The 21,412-nt window shown below is 39.4% G+C and carries 14 protein-coding genes and 1 tRNA gene; 9 read left to right on the top strand and 6 right to left on the bottom strand.

What is annotated here, in order from left to right; translation table 11 throughout:
* Positions 1-7: 7 nt before the first annotated feature.
* Positions 8-805, bottom strand: coding sequence for an ergothioneine biosynthesis protein EgtC (gene egtC, locus FCR06_RS08710; protein ID WP_138498645.1), 798 nt, complete (start codon positions 803-805; stop codon positions 8-10).
* Positions 806-1,558: 753 nt separating this feature from the next.
* Here egtC and eis point away from each other — a divergent pair.
* Both eis and FCR06_RS08700 read left to right on the top strand, forming a co-directional pair.
* Complete coding sequence (eis, locus tag FCR06_RS08705; protein ID WP_138498643.1) at positions 1,559-2,737, top strand: enhanced intracellular survival protein Eis; 1,179 nt, start codon at positions 1,559-1,561, stop codon at positions 2,735-2,737.
* A gap of 373 nt (positions 2,738-3,110) precedes the next feature.
* A complete protein-coding gene (locus tag FCR06_RS08700) occupies positions 3,111-4,412 on the top strand; it encodes a serine hydrolase (protein ID WP_138498641.1) in 1,302 nt (433 codons plus the stop codon).
* A gap of 57 nt (positions 4,413-4,469) precedes the next feature.
* On the opposite strand, the gene FCR06_RS08695 is transcribed toward FCR06_RS08700, so the two are convergent.
* Together FCR06_RS08695 and FCR06_RS08690 are read right to left on the bottom strand one after the other, a co-directional pair.
* The gene (locus FCR06_RS08695) at positions 4,470-4,817 is read right to left on the bottom strand and encodes a winged helix-turn-helix transcriptional regulator (protein ID WP_138498639.1); all 348 of its coding nucleotides are present in this window, start codon (positions 4,815-4,817) and stop codon (positions 4,470-4,472) included.
* Between the two features lie 476 nt (positions 4,818-5,293).
* On the bottom strand, positions 5,294-5,797 hold the full coding sequence (locus tag FCR06_RS08690; RefSeq protein WP_138498637.1) for a 2TM domain-containing protein: 504 nt from the start codon (positions 5,795-5,797) through the stop codon (positions 5,294-5,296).
* Positions 5,798-6,054: 257 nt separating this feature from the next.
* Between FCR06_RS08690 and FCR06_RS08685 the strand changes: the two genes are divergently transcribed.
* Both FCR06_RS08685 and FCR06_RS08680 read left to right on the top strand, forming a co-directional pair.
* Positions 6,055-6,771, top strand: coding sequence for an ROK family protein (locus tag FCR06_RS08685; RefSeq protein WP_138498635.1), 717 nt, complete (start codon positions 6,055-6,057; stop codon positions 6,769-6,771).
* A gap of 676 nt (positions 6,772-7,447) precedes the next feature.
* Positions 7,448-8,002, top strand: a complete 555-nt coding sequence (locus FCR06_RS08680; protein ID WP_138498633.1) for a peptidoglycan-binding domain-containing protein — start codon at positions 7,448-7,450, stop codon at positions 8,000-8,002.
* A 131-nt stretch (positions 8,003-8,133) separates the two neighbouring features.
* On the opposite strand, the gene FCR06_RS08675 is transcribed toward FCR06_RS08680, so the two are convergent.
* A complete protein-coding gene (locus tag FCR06_RS08675; RefSeq protein ID WP_138498631.1) occupies positions 8,134-10,554 on the bottom strand; it encodes a sucrose synthase in 2,421 nt (806 codons plus the stop codon).
* Positions 10,555-11,601: 1,047 nt separating this feature from the next.
* Positions 11,602-11,674: transfer RNA gene (locus FCR06_RS08670), tRNA-His, on the bottom strand.
* Between the two features lie 124 nt (positions 11,675-11,798).
* Between FCR06_RS08670 and FCR06_RS08665 the strand changes: the two genes are divergently transcribed.
* From FCR06_RS08665 to gorA, 5 genes are all read left to right on the top strand, one after another.
* Positions 11,799-12,182: a DUF4359 domain-containing protein gene (locus FCR06_RS08665; protein WP_138498629.1), complete on the top strand. Its 384-nt coding sequence runs from the start codon at positions 11,799-11,801 to the stop codon at positions 12,180-12,182.
* A gap of 128 nt (positions 12,183-12,310) precedes the next feature.
* Positions 12,311-13,054, top strand: a complete 744-nt coding sequence (locus FCR06_RS08660; protein WP_138498627.1) for a sirohydrochlorin chelatase — start codon at positions 12,311-12,313, stop codon at positions 13,052-13,054.
* A complete protein-coding gene (cobA, locus tag FCR06_RS08655; protein WP_138498625.1) occupies positions 13,051-13,830 on the top strand; it encodes a uroporphyrinogen-III C-methyltransferase in 780 nt (259 codons plus the stop codon). The genes FCR06_RS08660 and cobA overlap by 4 nt, the downstream gene beginning before the upstream one ends.
* A 1,046-nt stretch (positions 13,831-14,876) precedes the next feature.
* Positions 14,877-17,198 carry a tetratricopeptide repeat protein gene (locus FCR06_RS08650; protein ID WP_138498623.1) on the top strand — a complete coding sequence of 774 codons (2,322 nt, stop codon included), beginning with the start codon at positions 14,877-14,879 and terminating at the stop codon, positions 17,196-17,198.
* Positions 17,199-17,551: 353 nt separating this feature from the next.
* Positions 17,552-18,898, top strand: coding sequence for a glutathione-disulfide reductase (gene gorA, locus FCR06_RS08645; RefSeq protein ID WP_138498621.1), 1,347 nt, complete (start codon positions 17,552-17,554; stop codon positions 18,896-18,898).
* 125 nt (positions 18,899-19,023) lie between these two features.
* On the opposite strand, the gene FCR06_RS08640 is transcribed toward gorA, so the two are convergent.
* Positions 19,024-21,375 carry a CHASE2 domain-containing serine/threonine-protein kinase gene (locus tag FCR06_RS08640; RefSeq protein WP_138498619.1) on the bottom strand — a complete coding sequence of 784 codons (2,352 nt, stop codon included), beginning with the start codon at positions 21,373-21,375 and terminating at the stop codon, positions 19,024-19,026.
* Between the last annotated feature and the right edge of the window lie 37 nt (positions 21,376-21,412).

Below are 21,412 nucleotides of genomic sequence, written 5' to 3'. Positions count from 1 at the left end.
TTGAAAATTAAGCGCATCTCTCCAAAAGGCTAATTGTTGGTATCAATGACTTCGATTCAACAAATAGAGTACTTTGCTCAGGAAAGGCTGTCCAATTTTGGTTAGATAAAGGTTCTGATGCAACAATCACTCCCGTTGGGTGAGTTACATGATCACAAGCCCAATAAAGACTAGGCGCTTCTGTGCCATAGGCGTAACGAACTGCTGCAAGTGCTTGACCATCGCTAACAATTATATTGGCACTAAAACTGGTGTCGTATTTTTGAGCCAAGTCAGTCAATGTTTCTAGTGTACTCAGAAGAGCTGATAACAGAGTGCTATCAAAAGCAGACTGCCGCATTTCTACAAACAGAGCGAATATGTGTTCGGAGTCTGTTAAACCTTTAATTGAATGATATGTATAATCACCAAGGCGATCACGTATCGGTCTATAAAGTGTTTGTTGAAAGTTAGATATATCGCCATTATGGACAAACAACAACTTTCCATCACGAAATGGTTGACAGTTGCTAATATCAAGTGGTTCACCTATTCCAGCTAGTCGAGTATAACCCACAGTACAATCAGATTGTACATATTGACTCAGTTCTTTCAAATTCGGATCATTCCAAAATGGGACAGTATTGCGATAAATAAATGGTTTACCCGCTTCATCATACCAACCTACACCAAACCCGTCTGCACATACGAATCCTGACTTTAATTCTAAAGAATTATAACTTTGATGACAAAGAGAATGTTCTGGTTTATATAACAGATCATCTAATTGGATGCTGTTACCAAGATAGCCAATTAATCTACACATAGAAAACTGAGTTAAAACAGCAGGAATAAAAATTTAGTCCCTCCTTCCCCCACTAGCAATCATTTTTTGAATTACCTTTTTGGGAAGATTATTAATAATATAACAAAATTTGTATATTTTATGTATGCTTAAACCATGACTTAAGTCATGAAAAAATTGGTGAGACATTTTTAAGTTTAACTAACATTAACTTTAGTTGCAGGTTGAGCAGTTGTAGTTTGTTGTTTGTGGAAAGAGTTGAAGAACATTTTTTTGACTGATAAATTAACTGCGCCTAGATAATAATTAGGATAAAACTGTAGTCAGAAATATTTTCCCTTGGCAAATTTAAGTTCTGGCTCACCAAATCGCAAAATTTGAGAAGATACTATTAAATTTTTTGGATAAGCATATACTATCTGTTCAATCCTGCCAAAACTTCTATAATAAATATTTGGCTAATGGCGATACAATTTCTCTTTTTCTATCTAGTTTTGCAATTAAAGTTAATCCTGCACCTGATGTTATACTTTCATCCTTAAAACTAACTACGACTGGACATGACAATACAGGTTTAAATTTGAACTGTTCCAGTATCCAATCTGTTTTCTGAGGGGTGATGCTTAAAACTGCTATAATTCATGTCCAATAGACATTTTGGCAGTTTTTGATTCCCCTTTTTTCTAGTTTTGTGAGAAATCCGGGAGAAGGTGAAAGTTCAAGCAATCCTCGTTGTAGTATAGTTTTGCTTTTGTATGATTATTGATATAAAATATGACTCCTCAATTTGAATACAGCACTCTTGCCCATCCTCAGGATATTGAGCAGCTTGGGCCTCTCCTTGACCAATGTTTTGTTAACGCACTTGGTAAGGAGGGAGCTTATATGAAGCGGGTTGGTGTAGAGAATTTTCGGATTATTCGTGAGTCAGATAATTTAGTTGGTGGATTGGCAACTCTCGATATGGCTCAGTGGTGGGGTGGTGAGCGTGTACCAATGACAGGAATCGCCGTAGTGGGTATTGCTCCAGAATACCGTGGTTCGGGAGCAGCGATCGCTCTGATGCAGCACACCCTTAAGGAGCTTTATGCTAGAGGTATACCACTCTCTGCTCTTTACCCAGCCGTGCAAACCTTATATCGAAAAGTCGGGTATGAGCAAGGGGGTAGCTGGTACATTTGGGAAGTTGCAACCAACACCATTGGGCTACGGGAGCAACCCCTACCTTTACAACCAGTAGTTCCGATAAATCATCAAGTCTTTCACGAACTATATCAGCAGCAGGCGAGACTCACGCATGGATATTTAGACCGACATCCTGCAATCTGGGAGCAATTAATTCAACCAGATGAAAAGGAAACAGTCTATGCTTATTTCATTGGTACAAAAGACCAACCCCAAGGTTACATCATCTTCGCTCAACAACGAACACATGAAGGTGAAATTATCTTTGTTAGAGATTGGGTACTGAGAACAGTTGCCGCTACACAAACTTTCTGGTCTTTTCTAGCCAGCAATCGCTCCCAAATTCAGCGTGTGCGTTGGAAGAGTTCTGCAATTGATACTTTAACATTGGTGTTACCAGAGCAAACTGCCAAAATCTCGACTCAGTTTCGCTGGCTGCTGCGGGTAGTAGATGTAGTCAAAGCATTGTCGATGCGGGGTTATCCATCGGCAATTCAAGCCGAGCTGCACTTAGATATTCAAGATAATTTGCTCGATGCAAACAATGGTAAATTCATCCTTTCTGTTGCCAATGGACGCGGTGAAGTTACAAAAGGTGGAAAAGGTGAGTTGCAGTTAGATGTTCGAGAACTAGGACCACTATATACAAGTTTGTTTGCTCCCCACCACCTGCAAATGACCGGAAAACTGCATGGGACAGAAGCAGCTATTTCAGCAGCTACACAAATATTTGCAGGTAGCTCTCCTTCGGTGGCTGATTTCTTCTAAAGCAAGTAGGGAGTAGGGGGGATGAGGAAGTGTGGGGAGATGATAAAAAAGCTTTCTACTCTTCCTAAACTGACAATGCCCGATACTAGCCAATCAGCAAAATATAAATTGGAAACATAATTAATCCTTGGCTCGTCGTTCCGCTAGATTAACAATTTCTGTTGTTATCAATCCACATCCTCAACAAAGCGATCGCAGATTTACTTTTTAGAAGTAATGATGATTTATTGTGCTGATCTAATTCCAAATATCATTTCCTAAAATAACTCAATAGGATTTCTATATTTTTATCCGGAAGTTAAGCACAGTTATCAGAAAAAAATCTAAGTAAAGTTGGTTAGTTGCTCCTTACTTGCACACACACAATCACAACATGAAATCATATCTACTGGCGATTGGTTTAAGTAGTTTAGTTATAATTGCAGGACAAGCTAAAGCCTCACAATTACAATCTTGGTATTTTGATTCTAACCAAAACCAATTAGACCTAACTACCACTTCGGGAATAGAACCAAAAGCTTATTTATTAGATAATCCTAGCCGATTAGTAATTGACTTACCTGGAACTAGTTTTAATTCTGATAGTGTCAAACAAAGTTTTGGTAATGCAGTCAAAGAAATTCGCATCGGCAAACCAGACTCTCAAACAACTCGTTTTGTTGTAGAATTAGCTCCTGGTTATGACGTTAATTCCCAAAATATATCAATCAATGGTGATTCTCGTTCTCATTGGATTGTAAAATTTAACTCATTTAGCCGCTCAAATAATTCCATTGTTGGAGAAAATAGAGAAGATATTGCCATAAAATCTACTGATGCATCTACATTTGCTGGAGTTATAAATCTTGGTCAAGAGATGGTTGGCATTAGTTCTCAAATTCGCACCTTGTTAGCGAGTTATAAATCATTAAATCCAGGAATATTTTTCTTAGATTTAGATACAGGAAACTATATAGATATTAATGGTGAAAAAAGATTCGCTGCTGCAAGTACAATTAAATTTCCCTTGTTAGTGGCTCTTTTCCAAGAAATAGACGCAGGGAGAATAAAACTCACAGATAAACTAGTGATGCGACGCGATTTAAGGGTTGGTGAAGCTGGAACCATGCAATACAAACCCATTGGAACTAAATTTAGCGTTTTAGAAACCGCTACCTTGATGATGACAATCAGCGATAATACCGCAACAAATATGGTTCTTGATCGCTTGGGTGGTGCAGCAAAAGTTAGCCAACGTTTTCGTAGCTGGGGATTGCAAAATACAGCAATTCGGAATCTACTTCCAGACATTCCTGGCACAAATACAACTAGTTCTAAAGATTTGGTGAGATTGGCGGCGTTAGTTTCTAACAATCGTTTGCTGTCCCCAAACAGCCGCAATCAAGTTTTAGGCATTATGCGCCATGTCAAAACCAATAGTTTGCTACCAGCTGGTATTGGTCAAGGAGCTACCATCGCTCACAAAACTGGTACATTGAGATTTATCATTGGTGATGCAGGTATTATTAAAATGCCCAACGGCAAAAGCTATTTAGCAGGTGTTTTGGTGCAAAGACCAAACTACGATCCCAAAGCTGGGGATTTTGTGCGTGAAGTTTCGCGCAGAGTCTATAATTACCTAGACCAAACCAAAGTCAGCAATACAGAACCTCAAGAAGGCGATCGCACTCGTTAGCAATAGCTCCAAAGTTAAATAGCCATCATTATGGAAGTAAGGGCAGTGAGTTCTACATTACGTTGCATGGTGATTGGCTTGAGTAAAATATTGAACAGCCCATTCATGCATAGCATAGAGAATTGGTTGCAAAGTTTCTCCCAAAGGCGTCAGTGAATATTCTACCTTGGGTGGAATTTGGGGATAAACTTCTCGATGAATAATACCGTCTTCCTCCATTTCTTTGAGTTGCTGAGTCAACATCTTTTGAGTTATTCCAGGTAAAGCCCGCTGTAACTCGCCAAAGCGTTTAACACCTGCCATTAATTCTCTAATAATTAAAACCTTCCAGCGTCCGCCAATCACCTTTAGTGTAGTTTCTACTTCACAAGTTAGCCTGGTATGGTTTTCTGCTTCAGCTTTCATAGTTGTTTTGATGGAAATCTATTTCCAAGTCAGTATTATTATATTCCTCCGATGCTGTTTCATATCTATTGGTTGCGATCATGTGGGTCTGTTAGTATTTGTTCTCAGAATAAATCTCGGTTTTTATGCCAGGTATAACCTGGCTTATCTAAATCTTTGATAATTTAAAAACATTATGGTACAGATACATTGCTAGGGACGTACAGATGTATGCCCTTATAGACAATTGATTTGTTGCCAAGATTTTTGCTTACAGAATGAGATAATTTTCAGTCTCTTGATAGACGTACATATATTTAGAAAGATAGAAAAAATACTTTAACCGAGTGGATAATATTGAGTCTGATCCTAATAATTGCTGTGTTTATATAAGATTTGAGTAGATAGTGTTAGACAACAAATATTGCGTTGCAGCAAGTTTTACCCCGAAATCTCGTGCGGGGTTTTTCTTTCAATGAGCGATCGCACTCAATCTGTTAAGCTTGTAAAGCTTTAAACCACTTATTTAAAACTGTACTGATACTTTTTTTAATCTGATGCTTACGGTTCCACCTTTGGAATGCCATTTCATACTCCTCGCCTTTAATTTGAAAGGTATTCCAGATATCAAGCCCGACTGGCAATCCGCAAAATACTAAAATATACAGCGACCAAGAAATTCCGCCACCAGTAATTAAATTTACTAGTATCAAAAAGCCATTAACAATTGCATAATTACCTAGGCGTTTTTGAAATCTTCTCTTGCGGTAGGTGTCAAAAGCCTTTCGTTGTTGGACTTGACCTTGTTGCACTAGCCAGTCGCGTTCTGCTAATTTTAAAGAATCTGGTGAAATTTCTAACTCAGCAGCAATTTCTAATAGCTGCTCATAAGAAAATTCTCTGTCTTTGTCATCAGCTTGACGAGCGATCGCTAAGTGTAAAATTTGTTGTACATCTTCTTGACTATAAGAGCGGATGCTTTGAGGTTCAAAGGCCGTCATAATTCTTTTTATGATAATACTTTCAAGAGAAATTTACTGTCCGATAGATTTTAAGCAACTATGCCAGTACTATTTCCATTATTCTTAGATTAACAAATTTAGATGCTGTGGCGCATCTAAGCTATTGTTAACTTTGAACTTTTTGTTCTCGACAAGCATAATGCCCACTAATATTAAAACTCTCCAAATATCCCTATATTGGTAGATTTAGCAGAGCATAATAACGAAATAACAAGCAGCAGCAAGGATGTAACTCAATGGTTCCAGAAAATGGTTCGATTCGGACATTATCGGTTGATATTGGCGGAAGTGGCGTTAAGGCAATGGTTTTGGATATTACAGGAAATCCGATCACCAAAAGAACGCGTTTAGATACACCCCAACCTGCGACCCCAGAAGTTGTAATGAATGCAATTGTTGTCTTAGCAGTCGCTCAAGGTGAATTTGATCGTGTTTCAGTAGGTTTCCCTGGTGTAGTGCGGCGTGGAGTCACGGAAACAGCAGTAAATTTGCATCCAGATTGGATTGGATTTGATTTGGAAACAGCATTATTGAAACAGTTAAATAAGCCTATACGGGTAATTAATGATGCAGATATGCAAGGGCTGGGGGCGATCGCAGGTAAAGGTGTAGAAGTGGTGATTACTCTGGGTACGGGGTTTGGTTCGGCTTTATTTGTGGATGGTAAGCTAGTACCGAATATGGAAATGGGACATCATCCATTTCGCAAAGGAGAGACTTTTGAGCAACAACTAGGACGCGCACAGTTAGAAAAAGTTGGTGACAAAAGATGGAACAAGCGTTTACAAAAGGCGATTGCATCCTTGCAACATCTGTTCAATTATGATTACCTATATATTGGCGGTGGTGAAGCTGTAAGAGTAAATCTTCAATTACCGTTAAATGTGAAACTTATCCCGAATATCACTGGTTTATTAGGTGGTATTGCTTTGTGGCGAGATGATAAAAGATAAAAACTTTTGTGTAGCCATAACTAAGCGTCCTATATTTAGGTTTCGTTAATCAAGAGCGAATTGTCTTGAGAAAGACTCTGTATAACTTGGCGTTAAAATTTCAACCTTTAATTGACTACAAATTTAAGCAAAGCTGTACTAACGAGTGAAATTAGTAAAACCAAATAATCCTCTGAGAACCTAACGTGTATCTATCAAGATAATATCGAACAAAAAAAAGTTTATAACCCCCTCCAAGGGGGGACAAATTGTTGAGAATTAAGAGTTTATCATTGTTGTCAAATACTACTCTAATAGAGACAGAAAAAATTGACTCATTAAATTTAGTAGGATTTTTGCTCGTAGTACAAACATGATAAAAGCAGTATCAGCATACTAAGTATTAGTCAAAGATAACTAGACAAATTTATTTGATAGCATTTCCCTGCGATCGTGTAGTATATTATTGTCTAAACCTTTGATTTAGAAAAAATATCTGACTAGTTAATAGCTAGCTCAAAGATAAAAAAAGCACAAAGACTAATAATATTAGTCTGATAACACGGAATGGGAGGTAAGCAAATTATCAACTATTTGAAAAATTTACTACAGAATTTTTTGAACAGTATGCACTATCCCGGATAGGATTACTGTTGGTTGTTAAAAGAAATATTGGCTTAAGTGAAACAGAACGATAATGACTGAAATTGGCCTGATGATGACGGGCGTGTTAACAACAAGACAAGCATCTGGGCCTTATTTGCCAGAACAGCAATTATTTCAGATGGAAAATGACCTAAACCAGTCAACACAGACTCAGTTAGAGATAACTGCTCAAGTCACACCACCTGAATTCATGCAGACAGATGGGACTTCGCACGCTTCTTTGCGATCAATCGCCCTAGAGAAAAAACATATACTCCAAAAAATCAGCAAAAATAATCAGTTTCTAGCTTCTACTGATTTAGAACAGCCTAAGAAGTATTCTCAGTCAATAGGGAAAGACCTTACAAAGTCTGAGGGAAAATTCGAGAAATATAGTAGCCAACCTCTACCAACTCTCTATTTCGGTAGCTCTGGTGTTGCTGTTAGGGCTTTACAACGGTTATTAGTATCTAATGGTTATACCGTAAGAATAGATGGAATTTTTGGAGCGTTAACGGAAACTGCTGTTAAAGCATTTCAAAACCAGCGGAATTTAGCAGTAGATGGAATTGTTGGTCAACGAACTTGGCGGGCGTTAACAATTTAGTCATTTGTCCTTGGTCATTTGTCCTTAGTATTTGTATTTACTAATAACAAATGACAAGTGACAAATGACCCACACAATAAACAACTGTTATAACTAATGTCCCTAGCTAATAACAAATTACTTAAGACTAACTAACGATACTTATGCTGCTCTAATAGCTGTTGCGCTCTTGGCTTGTAAATTAAATAGAATAAAGCCTCTATATAACGCAATAAATCTTCGCGATTTTCCTTCGAGGTAAAGTTCCAATAGCCGTAAATTCGTGCTAAAGATAACAGCTTAGTAGTGTGAATTTTCCAAGTATACGTACTGTAAACTCGCTCAATTGCTCGCTGAGAGATTTCACTCCAGTATTGAGAATTTTGGTCGCATTTAGTGACAAAATCCACTATTTTGTTGGCTGTGTCTTCTAAATTTGTTGGGTTAATGTAAAAACCATTAACCTTATTCTGAATAATTTCTAGCGGTCCACCAAACTGTGTAGCAAAAGTTGGTAATCCGGAAATCATCGACTCTAAAATTGTTAAACCAAAAGCTTCAAATAAAGCTGGTTGTACAAAAATTCCATAGTGGTCAGCAATCACTCGATAAATTTCACCAGAATCAGTTTTAGACAGGCGTACACCCAACCAGCGAATCTTTCCGTGGAGATTGTACTCATCAATAATTTGGTAAAGTTTGACAATTTCATCACGTTCTTCGTTGTCGTCAGATTCTTCTACACGCAATTTACCCGCCACCAAAATTAAGTTGCAATGCTCTTGTAATTCTTTACTTTGACCAAAGCATTCAGCTAAACCTGTGAGGTTTTTGATCCGGTCAAGACGCGCCATAGAAAACAGAGGACGCTTGCTAGGATCGTCGAGTTTACCAAAAATTTGGCTGGGGTCTTCTAAGGTAAAAAGCATTTCTCCAAGGCGCTGGCGATCGCTTTCTACTCGGTCTTGAGTCTGGGTGTAAGGAAAATAGTAATTCTCGTTCACTCCAGGCGGTACAACATTAAACTTAGGACTAAATAATTCAATTCCATTGGTTACATGATATAACTCCGGCATGGTGAAGCATTTATAAGACTCGTACTGTCCCACGCTATCAGGTGTTCCGACAATTTCTTGGTAGGTGCTGCTAATCACAAAATTGGCAGCATTCATCGCAATTAAGTCAGCTGTAAATTGTAAGGAAAAATGATATTTATCTTCTAAATCTTGCCAGTAAAGGTTACTAAACAAGTATTTAGATTTTTCTAAAGCATGGGCAACATTGCATTGAGTAACTTTCAGCCGTCGCGCTAGCAAAAATGCCACTAAGTTACCATCAGAATAGTTACCAACTATTAAATCAGGTCTCCCATGAAATTCTGCCCGCAGTTCTCTTTCAGAGTCAATAGCGAAAGTTTCAAGATAAGGCCAAAACTCAAACCGGGAAATCCAGTTTTGAGTCATGTTAGGATTAAATTCTCGTAAAGGTACTCGCAAAATCCAGGCATTTTCTGTACCATAAACTTTTTCTAATCGCTGGTTACAAAGGGTACCGTCGCTATTAGGAATTAAGCGGGTGAGAATAATCACCTTTGGCTGGACGTTTAACCCTTCTAAGCCAGCTAGTAAAGCATCTTCTTGTAGCTGTTTTTCCAAACTTTTTGCCTGGTCAAGGACGTAAACCACCTGACCGCCAGTATCGGGACGCCCCAAAACACCCTCTTGACCGAACCATCCGTGGGCGGAGACGAGGACGATTCTAAAAATCATCGGAACGCGAGAAATGAATGCTTCTAGGGTTTGAGGATCGGGAGAATCAATCAATTCATCCAGAATATTTAGAGTTTCTTGGACGCGCGCTGCGGTATTACCCCAACCGGGTTCAAAACCCATTGTTTGCAATTGGAAGCAGAATTGTTCGTAGGGTTCATCATTACGACGGTCAGCGACAAAAGCGATCGCTTTTTTAACTTGCTGGGAAAGTTGCTGCTGCGATTGAATGCGATTGTTTATCAGCAGTTGGACACCATTGTATTGATGCAGGCGCAAGAAATTAAATAAGCTTTCCAACAATTCTTTCGAGTCTTGAAATAGTTGGCTCGATAAATACCGATTGAGAAATTGTACCCCCTTACCAATATTTTTTGGGTCGCGGATGACTGGGGAGTAGTCATAAAATGGGCCGAAGTCCAATTCTAGCAGGTCACCCTCATGAGGATGAAATTTGTTTACCAAGCGATCGCGCAGATCCAGCAAATCCTGCACCGTCATTGGTTCAATGCTCAAGTCTGATGTTAGCCAATAAACTTCTTGACTGGCTATTTTAGAACGAATGATGAAACAAAAGTTTGAGTCCTCTTGAATAATTTCCTGAGTATAATAAATCAGCTTACCTAAGTCAGAGGTAGTGGAAAATGCTTCAGGTTTTTGGTACTTAGAACAATATTCGGTATATACATTGAGGATGTCGTTTCGCAGCAAGTATTTCTTTTCTTGTTGGCGTAATTCACTAATAAAGGAACGCAAATCATTTTTTTCTTCACTATCTAAGACTGCTTGCAGCAATTCAGACATGGTAAACTCCACTGGATAACGATGTTTGCATTGTTAACTTTCAAGGCGGACAAACAAGCCTACCTCTACCTTTTATTTCACCACATAGAAACACAAAACAATACAGATAAACCATACTTATGTATGTATACACAAGTATCTACTTTTCAGCAGTACTGAAGTTATGTTCTACTTCACCTAAAGTATCTATGACTCAGTATTTTTAACTCTCACTTAAGGAGTACAATTATTATTTCTTTTGATAGATGCTTTAAAATAAATGATACAGCTAGCGGAGTTTAATCTTGGAATAAATTGATAATTGGTAATCAAGTATCTCTGAGTTTTGAATTATTAGATTGCTATGACTATATTCTCTAAGCTGTTGATATAAAAGTTATTTTTTGCTTAAATTTTTGGCTAATCAATCCTACGTATTTTTTAAAAATAAAATATGAGCTATATAGAAAAATTTTGATTTAGCCTAGCTATAATTTCCACATCAATTTTTTGAAATCTGGTCGATTTATATGGCTGATAATACACCTTAGTTAGTATCTTCTGACGACAATGTAAGCAATATTATGCATATTTATTTACTTGGCTTATGTGGGTTTACTTTGAGCATTATTTTAAGTATTTTCTCATACTTATAACTCTAGTCACACCCTTTAGGACATAACGACAGGCATGAATGCTAAGAATAGTAATAGTTCTACCTTCAGCATAGCTGCCTCCTGCTATAAATACACTTTAAAAAACGCAATTATTGAGTTTAAGATTTTTCATTATTCTCAGGAGTTAGGAATCTTATATAATATACTGAAAAATAAAAAAATATCCCCCTGTCATGGTCAACAGTCATCAGTTATCAACTTCAAATAGGATAATTTTTTCTTGAAGTTCCTTAACACTGTCAACCAGAGAATATGCAAATTTGCTCTAGATTAGCTTATAATACCTAATTACACTTAAGCAAGTAAATTTGCTCATATACATATAATTACTTATAAGCTACATTAATAAATATCCTGGTTTAGTCCGTTTGAAGTCTGTAAAGATTATCAGGGCGAACGATGGGACTCGAACCCACGAATGGTGGTACCACAAACCACTGCCTTAACCACTTGGCTACGCTCGCCATTCAACAATTTGAATTATAACAATTTTTTGGAAAGTGAGCAAGAGTTTCTGTTCAAGGAACGGACTTACTTGATTTATAGTCTCTGGAGTCTAAGCATTACAATGAATTTCATTTGGCAAACATGAAACAGTTAACCATCATCGCATATACTGGAGCAGCAGCAGGACTCGCTGCATTAGGTGTGACAATGGCGAAGACTAATCCGAGTCAGGTTGCCTATGAAGAATATGCAGTGCAACGGTTGGCAAGCTACTTAAAAACCGATGTATGCAAAAAAACTACAAATTTCATAGAAAACTTGATCCATTTTAATTGTGAAAAGTTAGTCGATCAAGCTAACCCGCAAATGCAGGAAATTATTAACAAAACTACACAAAGGCAAAATTATATTATTTTTAGTGTTTACCGTACCGATCTAAAAATAAATTCTTGGGTACCTTCTTACAAATTTGAAACGGTGGGAGCTTTCGATCAATTTTATACTTACACTGCCGAACAACAATAAGACAACCTGTGACTAGAATACTTTTATTTAAAAACTAATAATAGTTTTTGCGATCGCCAGTCTACCCATGACACCAGCTTAATATTATGTAAAATATGAAAACTAGTCACAGAAGTTAAAGCTTGCCCATGTCATCTGCATATCTATTGGTATCTCATGGAAGTCGCGACCCGCGACCAGAAATTGCTATGCAACAACTGGCAAGGCTAGTATGCAATAAATTGTACCAAAATCACAACCAAGCAAATAGCGAATATGTGGTAGGGATAGCTGCTTTGGAAATGAGTCCAGAGCCTCTACACGAGCAGATTAAACAATTTGCCCAAACTGCTTTTGGTGTCCACATGTCTCCAAATGATAATCACCTCAAGATTCTACCGCTATTTCTACTCCCGGGAGTGCATGTAATGACAGATATTCCCACTCAAGTAGCCCTAGCACAACAGGCTACTGGTGAAGATATCATAATTGAATTGCAACCATACTTAGGTTCTCACCCAGATTTAAAGAAACTGTTGGCAAAGCAAATCGCTAACATACAGGCACAAGCATGGATTTTGTTAGCTCATGGTAGCCGTCGCCCTGATTCTCAAAAACCAATAGAAGCAATGGCTCAGAGTTTAACAGCAGTGGTTGCTTATTGGTCTGTATCTGGCAGTTTAGAATTACGGGTTAAAGAATTGGTAACTGCTGGGTATAAGGAAATTGCAATTTTACCATATTTTTTATTCGCTGGTGGAATAACTGATGCGATCGCTGCTTCAGTAGAAAAGCTAAAATTACAATTTTCGGCAGTGACTTTCCATTTGGCAGAACCTTTAGGAGCAAGTGCAGAATTAGCCGATTTAATTTGGGATTTAACAGACAAATGAACCGCACAGTCACACACACGAAGAAATATTTGGCAAAGGTTTATTTAGTAGGTGCGGGGCCGGGAGATCCAGGACTAATAACCTTGAAGGCGAAAGGTTTATTGGAATGTGCAGATGTAGTTATTTATGATGCTTTAGTGAGTCCAGCAATTCTGGCAATGATTAATCCCCAAGCAGAACAAATTAACGCTGGTAAGCGCAGGGGAAAACATTCGCTCTTTCAAGAAGAAACTACTCAACTGCTAATTGATAAAGCCCAGGATAATGCCATAGTAGTGCGGCTAAAAGGAGGCGACCCCTTTATTTTTGGTCGTGGAGGCGAGGAAATGGCAGAATTACTCAATGCAGGAATTCCAGTGGAAGTAGTGCCTGGTATCACTTCAGGAATTGCCGCAGCTGCATATGCAGGTATACCATTGACGCATAGATTGTATAGTTCTTCGGTGACATTTGTAACTGGACACGAAGCGGCAGGCAAGTATAAACCTCTAGTTAATTGGAGTGCGATCGCCCACGGTTCGGAAACCATTGTAATTTATATGGGAATTCACAATTTACCTTACATTGTGGAACAATTAAGTACAGCTGGGTTGAGTTTGGAAACGCCGATTGCTTTGGTGCGCTGGGGTACGCGCCCAGAACAAGAAGAATTGATTGGCACATTAGAAACAATTGTAGAACAAGTGGAGAAAACTGGATTTGGTGCGCCGGCGGTCGCAGTTATTGGACAAGTCGTGAAGATGCACGAAATTTTGTCTGGTTGTCGTCCAGTTTGATGGTTGGTGGAAAATCTGTATCTCCACCATTTTGGCAATTTGGAGGTTCAAATCCTGCACCTACTTTTTTACCTCACATAGAGATGTCCTATAAAAGATACCACACCACACATAAGTAGCATATTGTAAAGGCCGCAAGTTTGGCTGCTTCAACGACTTCAGTATTCAACACTCTGAGAGAAGAGCCACTATCTATAACAGGTGAGTCCATAGAGAGTTGCTAAAGCTGCACTCAATTATTGATTTAGTGTTGCAAAGGTATTGGAGTTAGGCTTTGGTAAAATATTGAATGTCTATCAAATACCTAGAACAACATCATTGGAACTTTTCTAGAAGTAGAATTGCCTAAAACTCTTTAAATACAGTTATTTAGCAAAATTTTGTTGTTAATGAATTGTTATTTATTTATTAGTATTTTATATGTTTAAATGTTATATTTTTAACTCATTATTCAAAATTATGCTAAGATAATACTTGGATAACTATATTTACAAACTAAATTGACTTGCTGTAAGTGTTTATTGTATCCTAAGCATAACAGCGAAGACCCCCAGTGTTTTAGTTGGCGCTGGGGGCTTCTGGTGTTTATCCCTGGGTAATGTTTGGCAACTTCACCAGGAATATTGTTTATTTACAGCAGATTAAGGGCTGCATCCATTAGTATGTCACAAAACTCTACTCAAAACAATAACCCCCAATCGGGGGTTAGTTTCACATTTCGCCTATCAGAGACGTTGTTGGCCGTTATCTTGACGGCAGGGATTTCATTTGGAAGTGGCTTCACTGTGGCCAATAGCCAGCACCAAACTGTAAACAACTCTTGTGTTCAAAATCAATCGACTCGATAGAGAAAGCATGATTCTGGACTAGATGCTTATTGCGGAGTATTTAGTAACACTCCGCAATAAGCATTCGGTTAAGAACATCAAGAATTTTTTTACCCATAATACTATTGGGATTTTTTGATAGTGCTCAATATCTCAAATTTTTATTATTGAAAATATTAATAATTGAAAATCCATCACTTTTTGATAGGACAATATTTTATGTCAAATAAATCAGCAAGTTGGAATTTACCTAAAAGTTGGAATCGCAAAATTTTGCAAGACTGGGAGATAGACCGACTACTGACTGACTTAGAGGCTATGCTTCAAAAGCGTTACAGACAAAGTACTAGAAAAGATTTGTTACTAGGGTTACTGTGTGGATATAGCTTAAAAAAAATTAGTCAAGACTTGCATAGGGAAAATGCTGTTGTCAGAGCAGGGTTAAGCAATATCTATCGAGACATAGAAGTTTTGACAAGAGAGTCTGACAACAGCGTCAAGTCAAGCAACCTAGTCTACATTCTGGAGAAACATGGGTATCGTAGACGTGTTGCCCCATCGTCTATGGATAGCTTATCCATCCCTCACAATCTACCAGCGCCGACATTTACAGAATTTATTGGTCGTGAGGCGGAAATGAAGAAGTTACTGGAACGCCTTTCGCCGGAGCATGGTGCTCATATGATCACGGTGCATGGCATTGGTGGCGTAGGCAAAACGGCGCTGGTGTTAGCAGCTGCTTATCTATGTTTAAAAGCCAGTAACGGAAACCTTTCTAACGCACCTAGATTTGATGCAATTATTTTCACTTCAGCCAAACAACAAGAACTCATTCCTGACAGTATTTTGCAACGACAACAGGGACAGCGTAACCTCCGCGATATCTTTCGCGAGATTGCAAATGCTTTAGAAGACCCCACGATTATTCAATTTCCTCCGAATGACCAATTTGACTTAATACGCCAAAGTCTCTCCAAAAAGCGAACACTGCTGATTGTGGACAATATGGAAACTATAGAGGATTGGGATAGGGTCATGGAATTCCTGTACGATTTGCCCATTAGCGTCAAAGTGGTTATTACTACTCGCCAACGGATTGCCTTGCTGCCCATCAATCTACGAAACTTGCCTTTAGATGATGGTTTACGGTTAATTCAGCAACAAGCAGGAGAAAAAGGTATAACCATTAACGATGAGGACTCTAAGCAACTCTACAATTGCACTGGGGGAATCCCTCTGGCGATAGTATATGCAATTGGCCAAGTATCAACTGGCTACTCCTTAAACTCGGTATTGGAGCGATTAACCTCGGCTACAGGTGATGTTGCTCGTTTTTGCTTTGAGCAATCAGTGCGAGGAATCAAGGGACAGCCACCCCACAAGTTACTGATGTCACTGGCGATTTTTCCTGACTCTCCCATACTTACTGCTGTGGCTGAGGTTGCTGGACTAACAGCTGCTCCTGATGCTGTAAATAATGGCTTGGGACGCTTGCAGCAACTTTCCTTGGTGAATCTCAACCCAGAGACTAAGCGATTTGAGATGCTCTCTCTGACTCGTAATTATGCCTTAGCAGAATTAGCCGCTTACCCAGATTTTGAGAAAGAAGCACGAAATCGGTGGGTTAAATGGTATTTGGATTTTGCCCGCAGTTATGCCGGAGAAGATTGGGAAAAATGGATACACTATAATAAGTTAGAACCAGAGCAAGGAAATCTGCGCGCAGTACTTTATTGGTGTAAAGACCAAGACCACTATGCACGAGTTAGGGATTTATGGCTGCTTTTGAACCACTATGCAAATCTCTACGCCTACTGGGACGACCGCCTCGATTGGTTGCAGTGGCTTATAGAACAATCGGAACAGCGTGGTGAATGGTCATCTTTAATAAAAATCATTATCTGTAAAACCTGGCTGCTGATTCGGCAGTGCTCACACCAAAGTTTGAAAGAAGCAGACGAAATCTTGCAGCGGGCATGGGTTTTACGCGACCATGCAGACTTCTGGGTTCAGGCTGATTTGGCTGAGAACATCGCTAGGCTGCGAATCAGACAGAATAACTATGCAGACGCACGTAGATGGCTCAATCTAGAAGAGAACTTAGTGACTCAAGCTCATCTAGATAAGCAAAAGTGCATCCGTTATTTGATTCCTGTTCTTTATCATCAAGCGGTAATTTTTTATAGAGAACATAACTATACAGAAGCCAAGATGCTCTTTCAAAAGGTGATGCAAAATGCAGAAAAAATTAGTTGGTATCGGGTGATAAATTCTGCTCAAAATTGGCTAGCTGATATTGCAATAGAGCAAGACGAACGTGATGAAGCTCATAAGCTATTAATTCAAGGCTTCACTATAGCTAGAAGCAGTAAAAACAAGCGGTGTCTAGCTTGCTATCAGCGTTCTCTTGCGCGTTGGGAGAAAAAGTGGGGAAGTGCAGACAAAGCCCGCCAATTGTCAACTGAGGCTATTAATGGTTTTAAGCACTTAGGAATGACACGGGATGCACAGGAGATGCAAACTTTATTTGATTCACCATAATTATACGCAAACAACGCATTTCTAGTTTTTCTCCACTATGGCTGCTTAGAAGTGCGATCGCATACCTACCCACCATAGGCGATGGGCTATGCCCCGCCTAGAGCGAGCGCTAATACTTACCTCTTGTAAAATAAGTATGTTGTCTGTTCCCTAACCAAATGTCATGTAACTTAGCAATAACGGGGCGATCGCTGTTATTTTTGTAGTAATTGCGGTTAGCGGCAATCTGCTACATATCAGTGTGCTTTCATATCGATTTGTCCACCCAAAGACAGTAGATGAAGTTTTGTCTAAATAACTATAAGGGATGAAATAGCTCTGCTTTCCAAAAAGTTGAAAAGGAACAGATTTTTATGACATTTGATTACGACTTGTTTGTCATTGGTGCTGGGCCTGGGGGATTGGCAGCAGCTAAAAAAGCAGCTAGCTACGGTGTTCGTGTTGCGATCGCTGAGCAAGAAGCCCTTGGTGGAACCTGCGTCAATCGTGGCTGTGTTCCCAAAAAACTGATTGTCTATGCTGCTGACTTTGCGATGCAAAATAAAATGGCGCGTAGTTATGGGTGGAGTGATTGTCAAACATACTTTGACTGGACATTATTTATTAAATCTGTATACCAGCATCTTGACAGCATCAACCAATCCTATTCTCAACAATTGCACAAAGCCGGAATTGAAATAATTTCAGAACGTGCCACTTTCATTGATGCCCATACTATCAATATTGGTGGACGCCAAGTTACAGCAGACAAAATTTTAATTGCTGTCGGCGGACAACCCCTGAAGCCAAATATCCCAGGTATAGAATACGCTATCACATCTCGCGAAATGTTTCAGCTACCCTATCTGCCGAAGCGTTTGGCAATTATTGGCGGCGGCTATATTGGCATAGAATTTTCTAGTATGATGCACGCTTTTGGCTGCCAAGTAACGGTAATTGAAAAAGAAGAGATGATTTTATCGGGGTTTGATGATGACATTCGCTCTACAGTGCGACAGGCTTTGAGTAAACGGGGAATTAAGTTATTCACCAACACCACCATTCAAAAAATCAAATATTCAGAAGAGTCTTTGTTGTTGAGTATTACTAGTGAGAGCCGAGAAATAGTTGCAGCAGATACCATCTTAGTTGCCGCAGGTTACACCCCAAATACTAAAAATCTAGGCTTAGAAAATGCCCGTGTTGAACTTGGCGAACATGGTGCAATTAAAGTAGATGAAGAAAGCCGTACCAACCAAGAAAATATCTTTGCTGTAGGTGACTGTACTAGCCGCATCCAATTATCTCCAGTGGCGAAGGCAGAAGGTATTGCCTTTGCCAATAMAGTTTTTGGCAACAAGCCGCAAAAACTGAATTATGATTATGTCCCCTCTGCTGTTTTCTGCCGTCCAGAAGTAGCTAGCGTCGGAATGACTGAGGCCAAGGCACGGGAAAAGTTTGGTGAATCTGTAAAATGCTACTACACCCAATTCCAACCACTGTTCTATCAGCTAACTCAATACGATAAGCAAGCGGCAATCAAGTTAGTGGTAAATGGCGATTCCGAGGAAGTTTTGGGCGCTCACATGGTGGGCGAAAACGCAGCTGATATCATTCAAAGTCTTGGTGTTGCAATTCGTAAAGGCATTACTAAGCAAGAACTGGATGAAACAGTAGGCATTCATCCGACGACAGGAGAAGAGTTTCTGTCGTTAAATTGAAGAAAACGCGGGGAAGGGGAGATGCACAGAATAAACAAGACGTAGGGAGTGGGAGAGGCTCTGATGGATTGAAATTATCAAATATTCTCCCAACGTTCCTGCATCAGAGCACTCCCACGTCCCTGTCAAATTGTTTCTGACGAACTTCCTAAGTAAGATTTTGTCGGAGCGTTTAATTGTTCTAAAGTACTCATTGATGAGTCATGTTGTGACATGGGGTATCTACTTTGGGAATTTAGTAAATCGTCAAAAGTTTCAACAGCTTCAACAGCTTTAAGCGCTTCCGACGCAGACTGATATCGCATTTTGAAGTCATCTAGAACCATTTTACTGAGAATCTGAGCTAGGGAGTTGCTTACCTGCACTTGATCGCTCCATTTGATCTGTCCATTAGCATCTGTATCTAACTCGCGCGGTGCTATTCCAGTCAAGGCTTTAATCCCAACCATACCTACTGCATAGATGTCACTACTGTAGTGTGGACGCCCCAAACATTGCTCGGTTGGTGCGTAACCCTGAGTCCCAATACCAATAGTGAAGGCAGTTTGCTCTTGAGGCTCTAGCTGTTTGGCACTGACTTGTTTGACTGCCCCAAAGTCAATCAGTACAAGTTTACCGTCTGAGTGTCGGCGGATGATATTGCTAGGTTTAATATCGCGGTGAATCACGTTGTTTTCGTGGACAAATATTAATGTTTGCAATAAGTCTTTGACAATTTTAATCGCGGCAATTTCTTCAATTGCTCTGCCTGGTGGCAGTTCCTGACTCAGAGGATGACCAATGATGTATTCTTGTACAAGATAAAATTCTTCATCTTCTTCAAAATATGCCAGGAGTTGCGGAATTTGAGGATGAGTTCCCAATTTTTCGAGTGTTTGTGCCTCTGAGTTAAATAAGCGTCTGGCAAGTTGCAATACTCCTGATTTGGTATTGCTTGGTTTTAGTTGCTTGACAACACATCGCGGGTTCCCAGGACGTTGGGTATCTTCGGCAATGTAGGTTTCGCTGAATCCACCTGCACCGAGAACTTTGACAATTTTGTAGCGTTGAGCCAACATTTTACCTGATAAAGCTAAATCTCGCTGCTGGATTAGCTGTTGCAGGTCATTTTGTTGGCTGATAATCTCTTGGACAATGGGAGAAGTTTTATATTTCTGAAATATGTCTACTAATTGGTGTTTTCTAATATTTTCTCTGACCATTGAAGTTCCCAGGTAGCTGAGTCCGCAAAAAGCGATCGCTACCATTGGTACAGTAATAGGGAAAATTAATTGATCGTAGACAAATAACCCATAGCTAATTACTAACCAAGTGCCAGATAAAGCTAGACTATACAGTAATCGATTCAGACTATGCTTGTTTATGCTAATAATTAAAGCTGTACTGCCAACTAAAATCAGTACAAACAAACCCCGTAATGGTAGAGTTTGAATTCCTTGAGCCATCGCTTTATCTGTCATTAAGGTTGCGATCGCATTGGCATGAATTTCTACGCCTGCCATCGGTTCGGGACTCTTACTAGCTGCTACTGGATAATAATCATTATTTAACTTATCTGTTGAACCAATCAAAACTATCTTGTCTTTGAAGACTTTTCCCTGCTGCAAATAAGTATTCCAGTTTTCCGGGTCGAGTACGTGCCAAAAGGGTATTTGCTCAAATGTCCCCGTAGGTCCCCAAAAATGAATGCGATCGCCCTTTGGTTGCGGATAATTTACTTGTGCTGCTAACAAGGCCGCTTCATCAAAAGAAGGTGGCTTTTTGCTAAATAAATTGTCTTCACTTAACAAGTTGGAATCGCTTGCCAATCGATGAATCTTACCATCAACCTCCACAGGGAAATTAACTGCGCCAATAAATACTGACCCTGTGTGAAACATCTGTTGTGGCTCTGTTAGTTGGATAAACGAGCCTTGATATGTCTCGTAATTTTCATAGAGGGCTGCTAAGGTAACTTTGCTGCCATATTTTTGCAATGCTGCTTGGAGTTGGCGATCATCACTAGGTCCATAGCTGCTTGGTGTATCAAAAACAATATCTATAGCTACAGCGCGCGCACCTGCATTGATTAACTTAGCGATTACTTGAGCATATGCAGCACGTTTGTAAGGAAAAGATTTCAGTGTTTCTAGGTAGGCATACTGTTTGGGATCTGTTTTATAGTACTGTCTTGGAACTGATATTGACTGATCATCTATTGCTAAAATTACAATGTCTTCTGGAGGTGCGATCGCTCCACGCACTTTAAAAAACTCCGAAACTGCCTGATTTTCCATTAATTGAACCGAATCCCAACCAGAAGCAGTTAGTACTGCTGCCCCGATTGCCCAAGTCCCAGCCAAAAGATGACCTATGCGAACTATCCACCTAGACTGACGTGCTGCTGCTGTAGACGTGACTTTTGTCGGTTTAGTTGAGTGTTTATTGGCAGTAGAGACAGAGTTTTTGGTTAAGGTAGATGTAGATTCTTCTGCCATATCGTGTTACTGATTGATTGAAGTCCAATATTTTTTT

The organism is Nostoc sp. PA-18-2419, assembly GCF_005869855.1.
Lineage (GTDB): Bacteria > Cyanobacteriota > Cyanobacteriia > Cyanobacteriales > Nostocaceae > Nostoc.
Note: the sequence above shows the minus strand (reverse complement) of the source record. Positions and strands in the feature narration are given on the sequence as shown.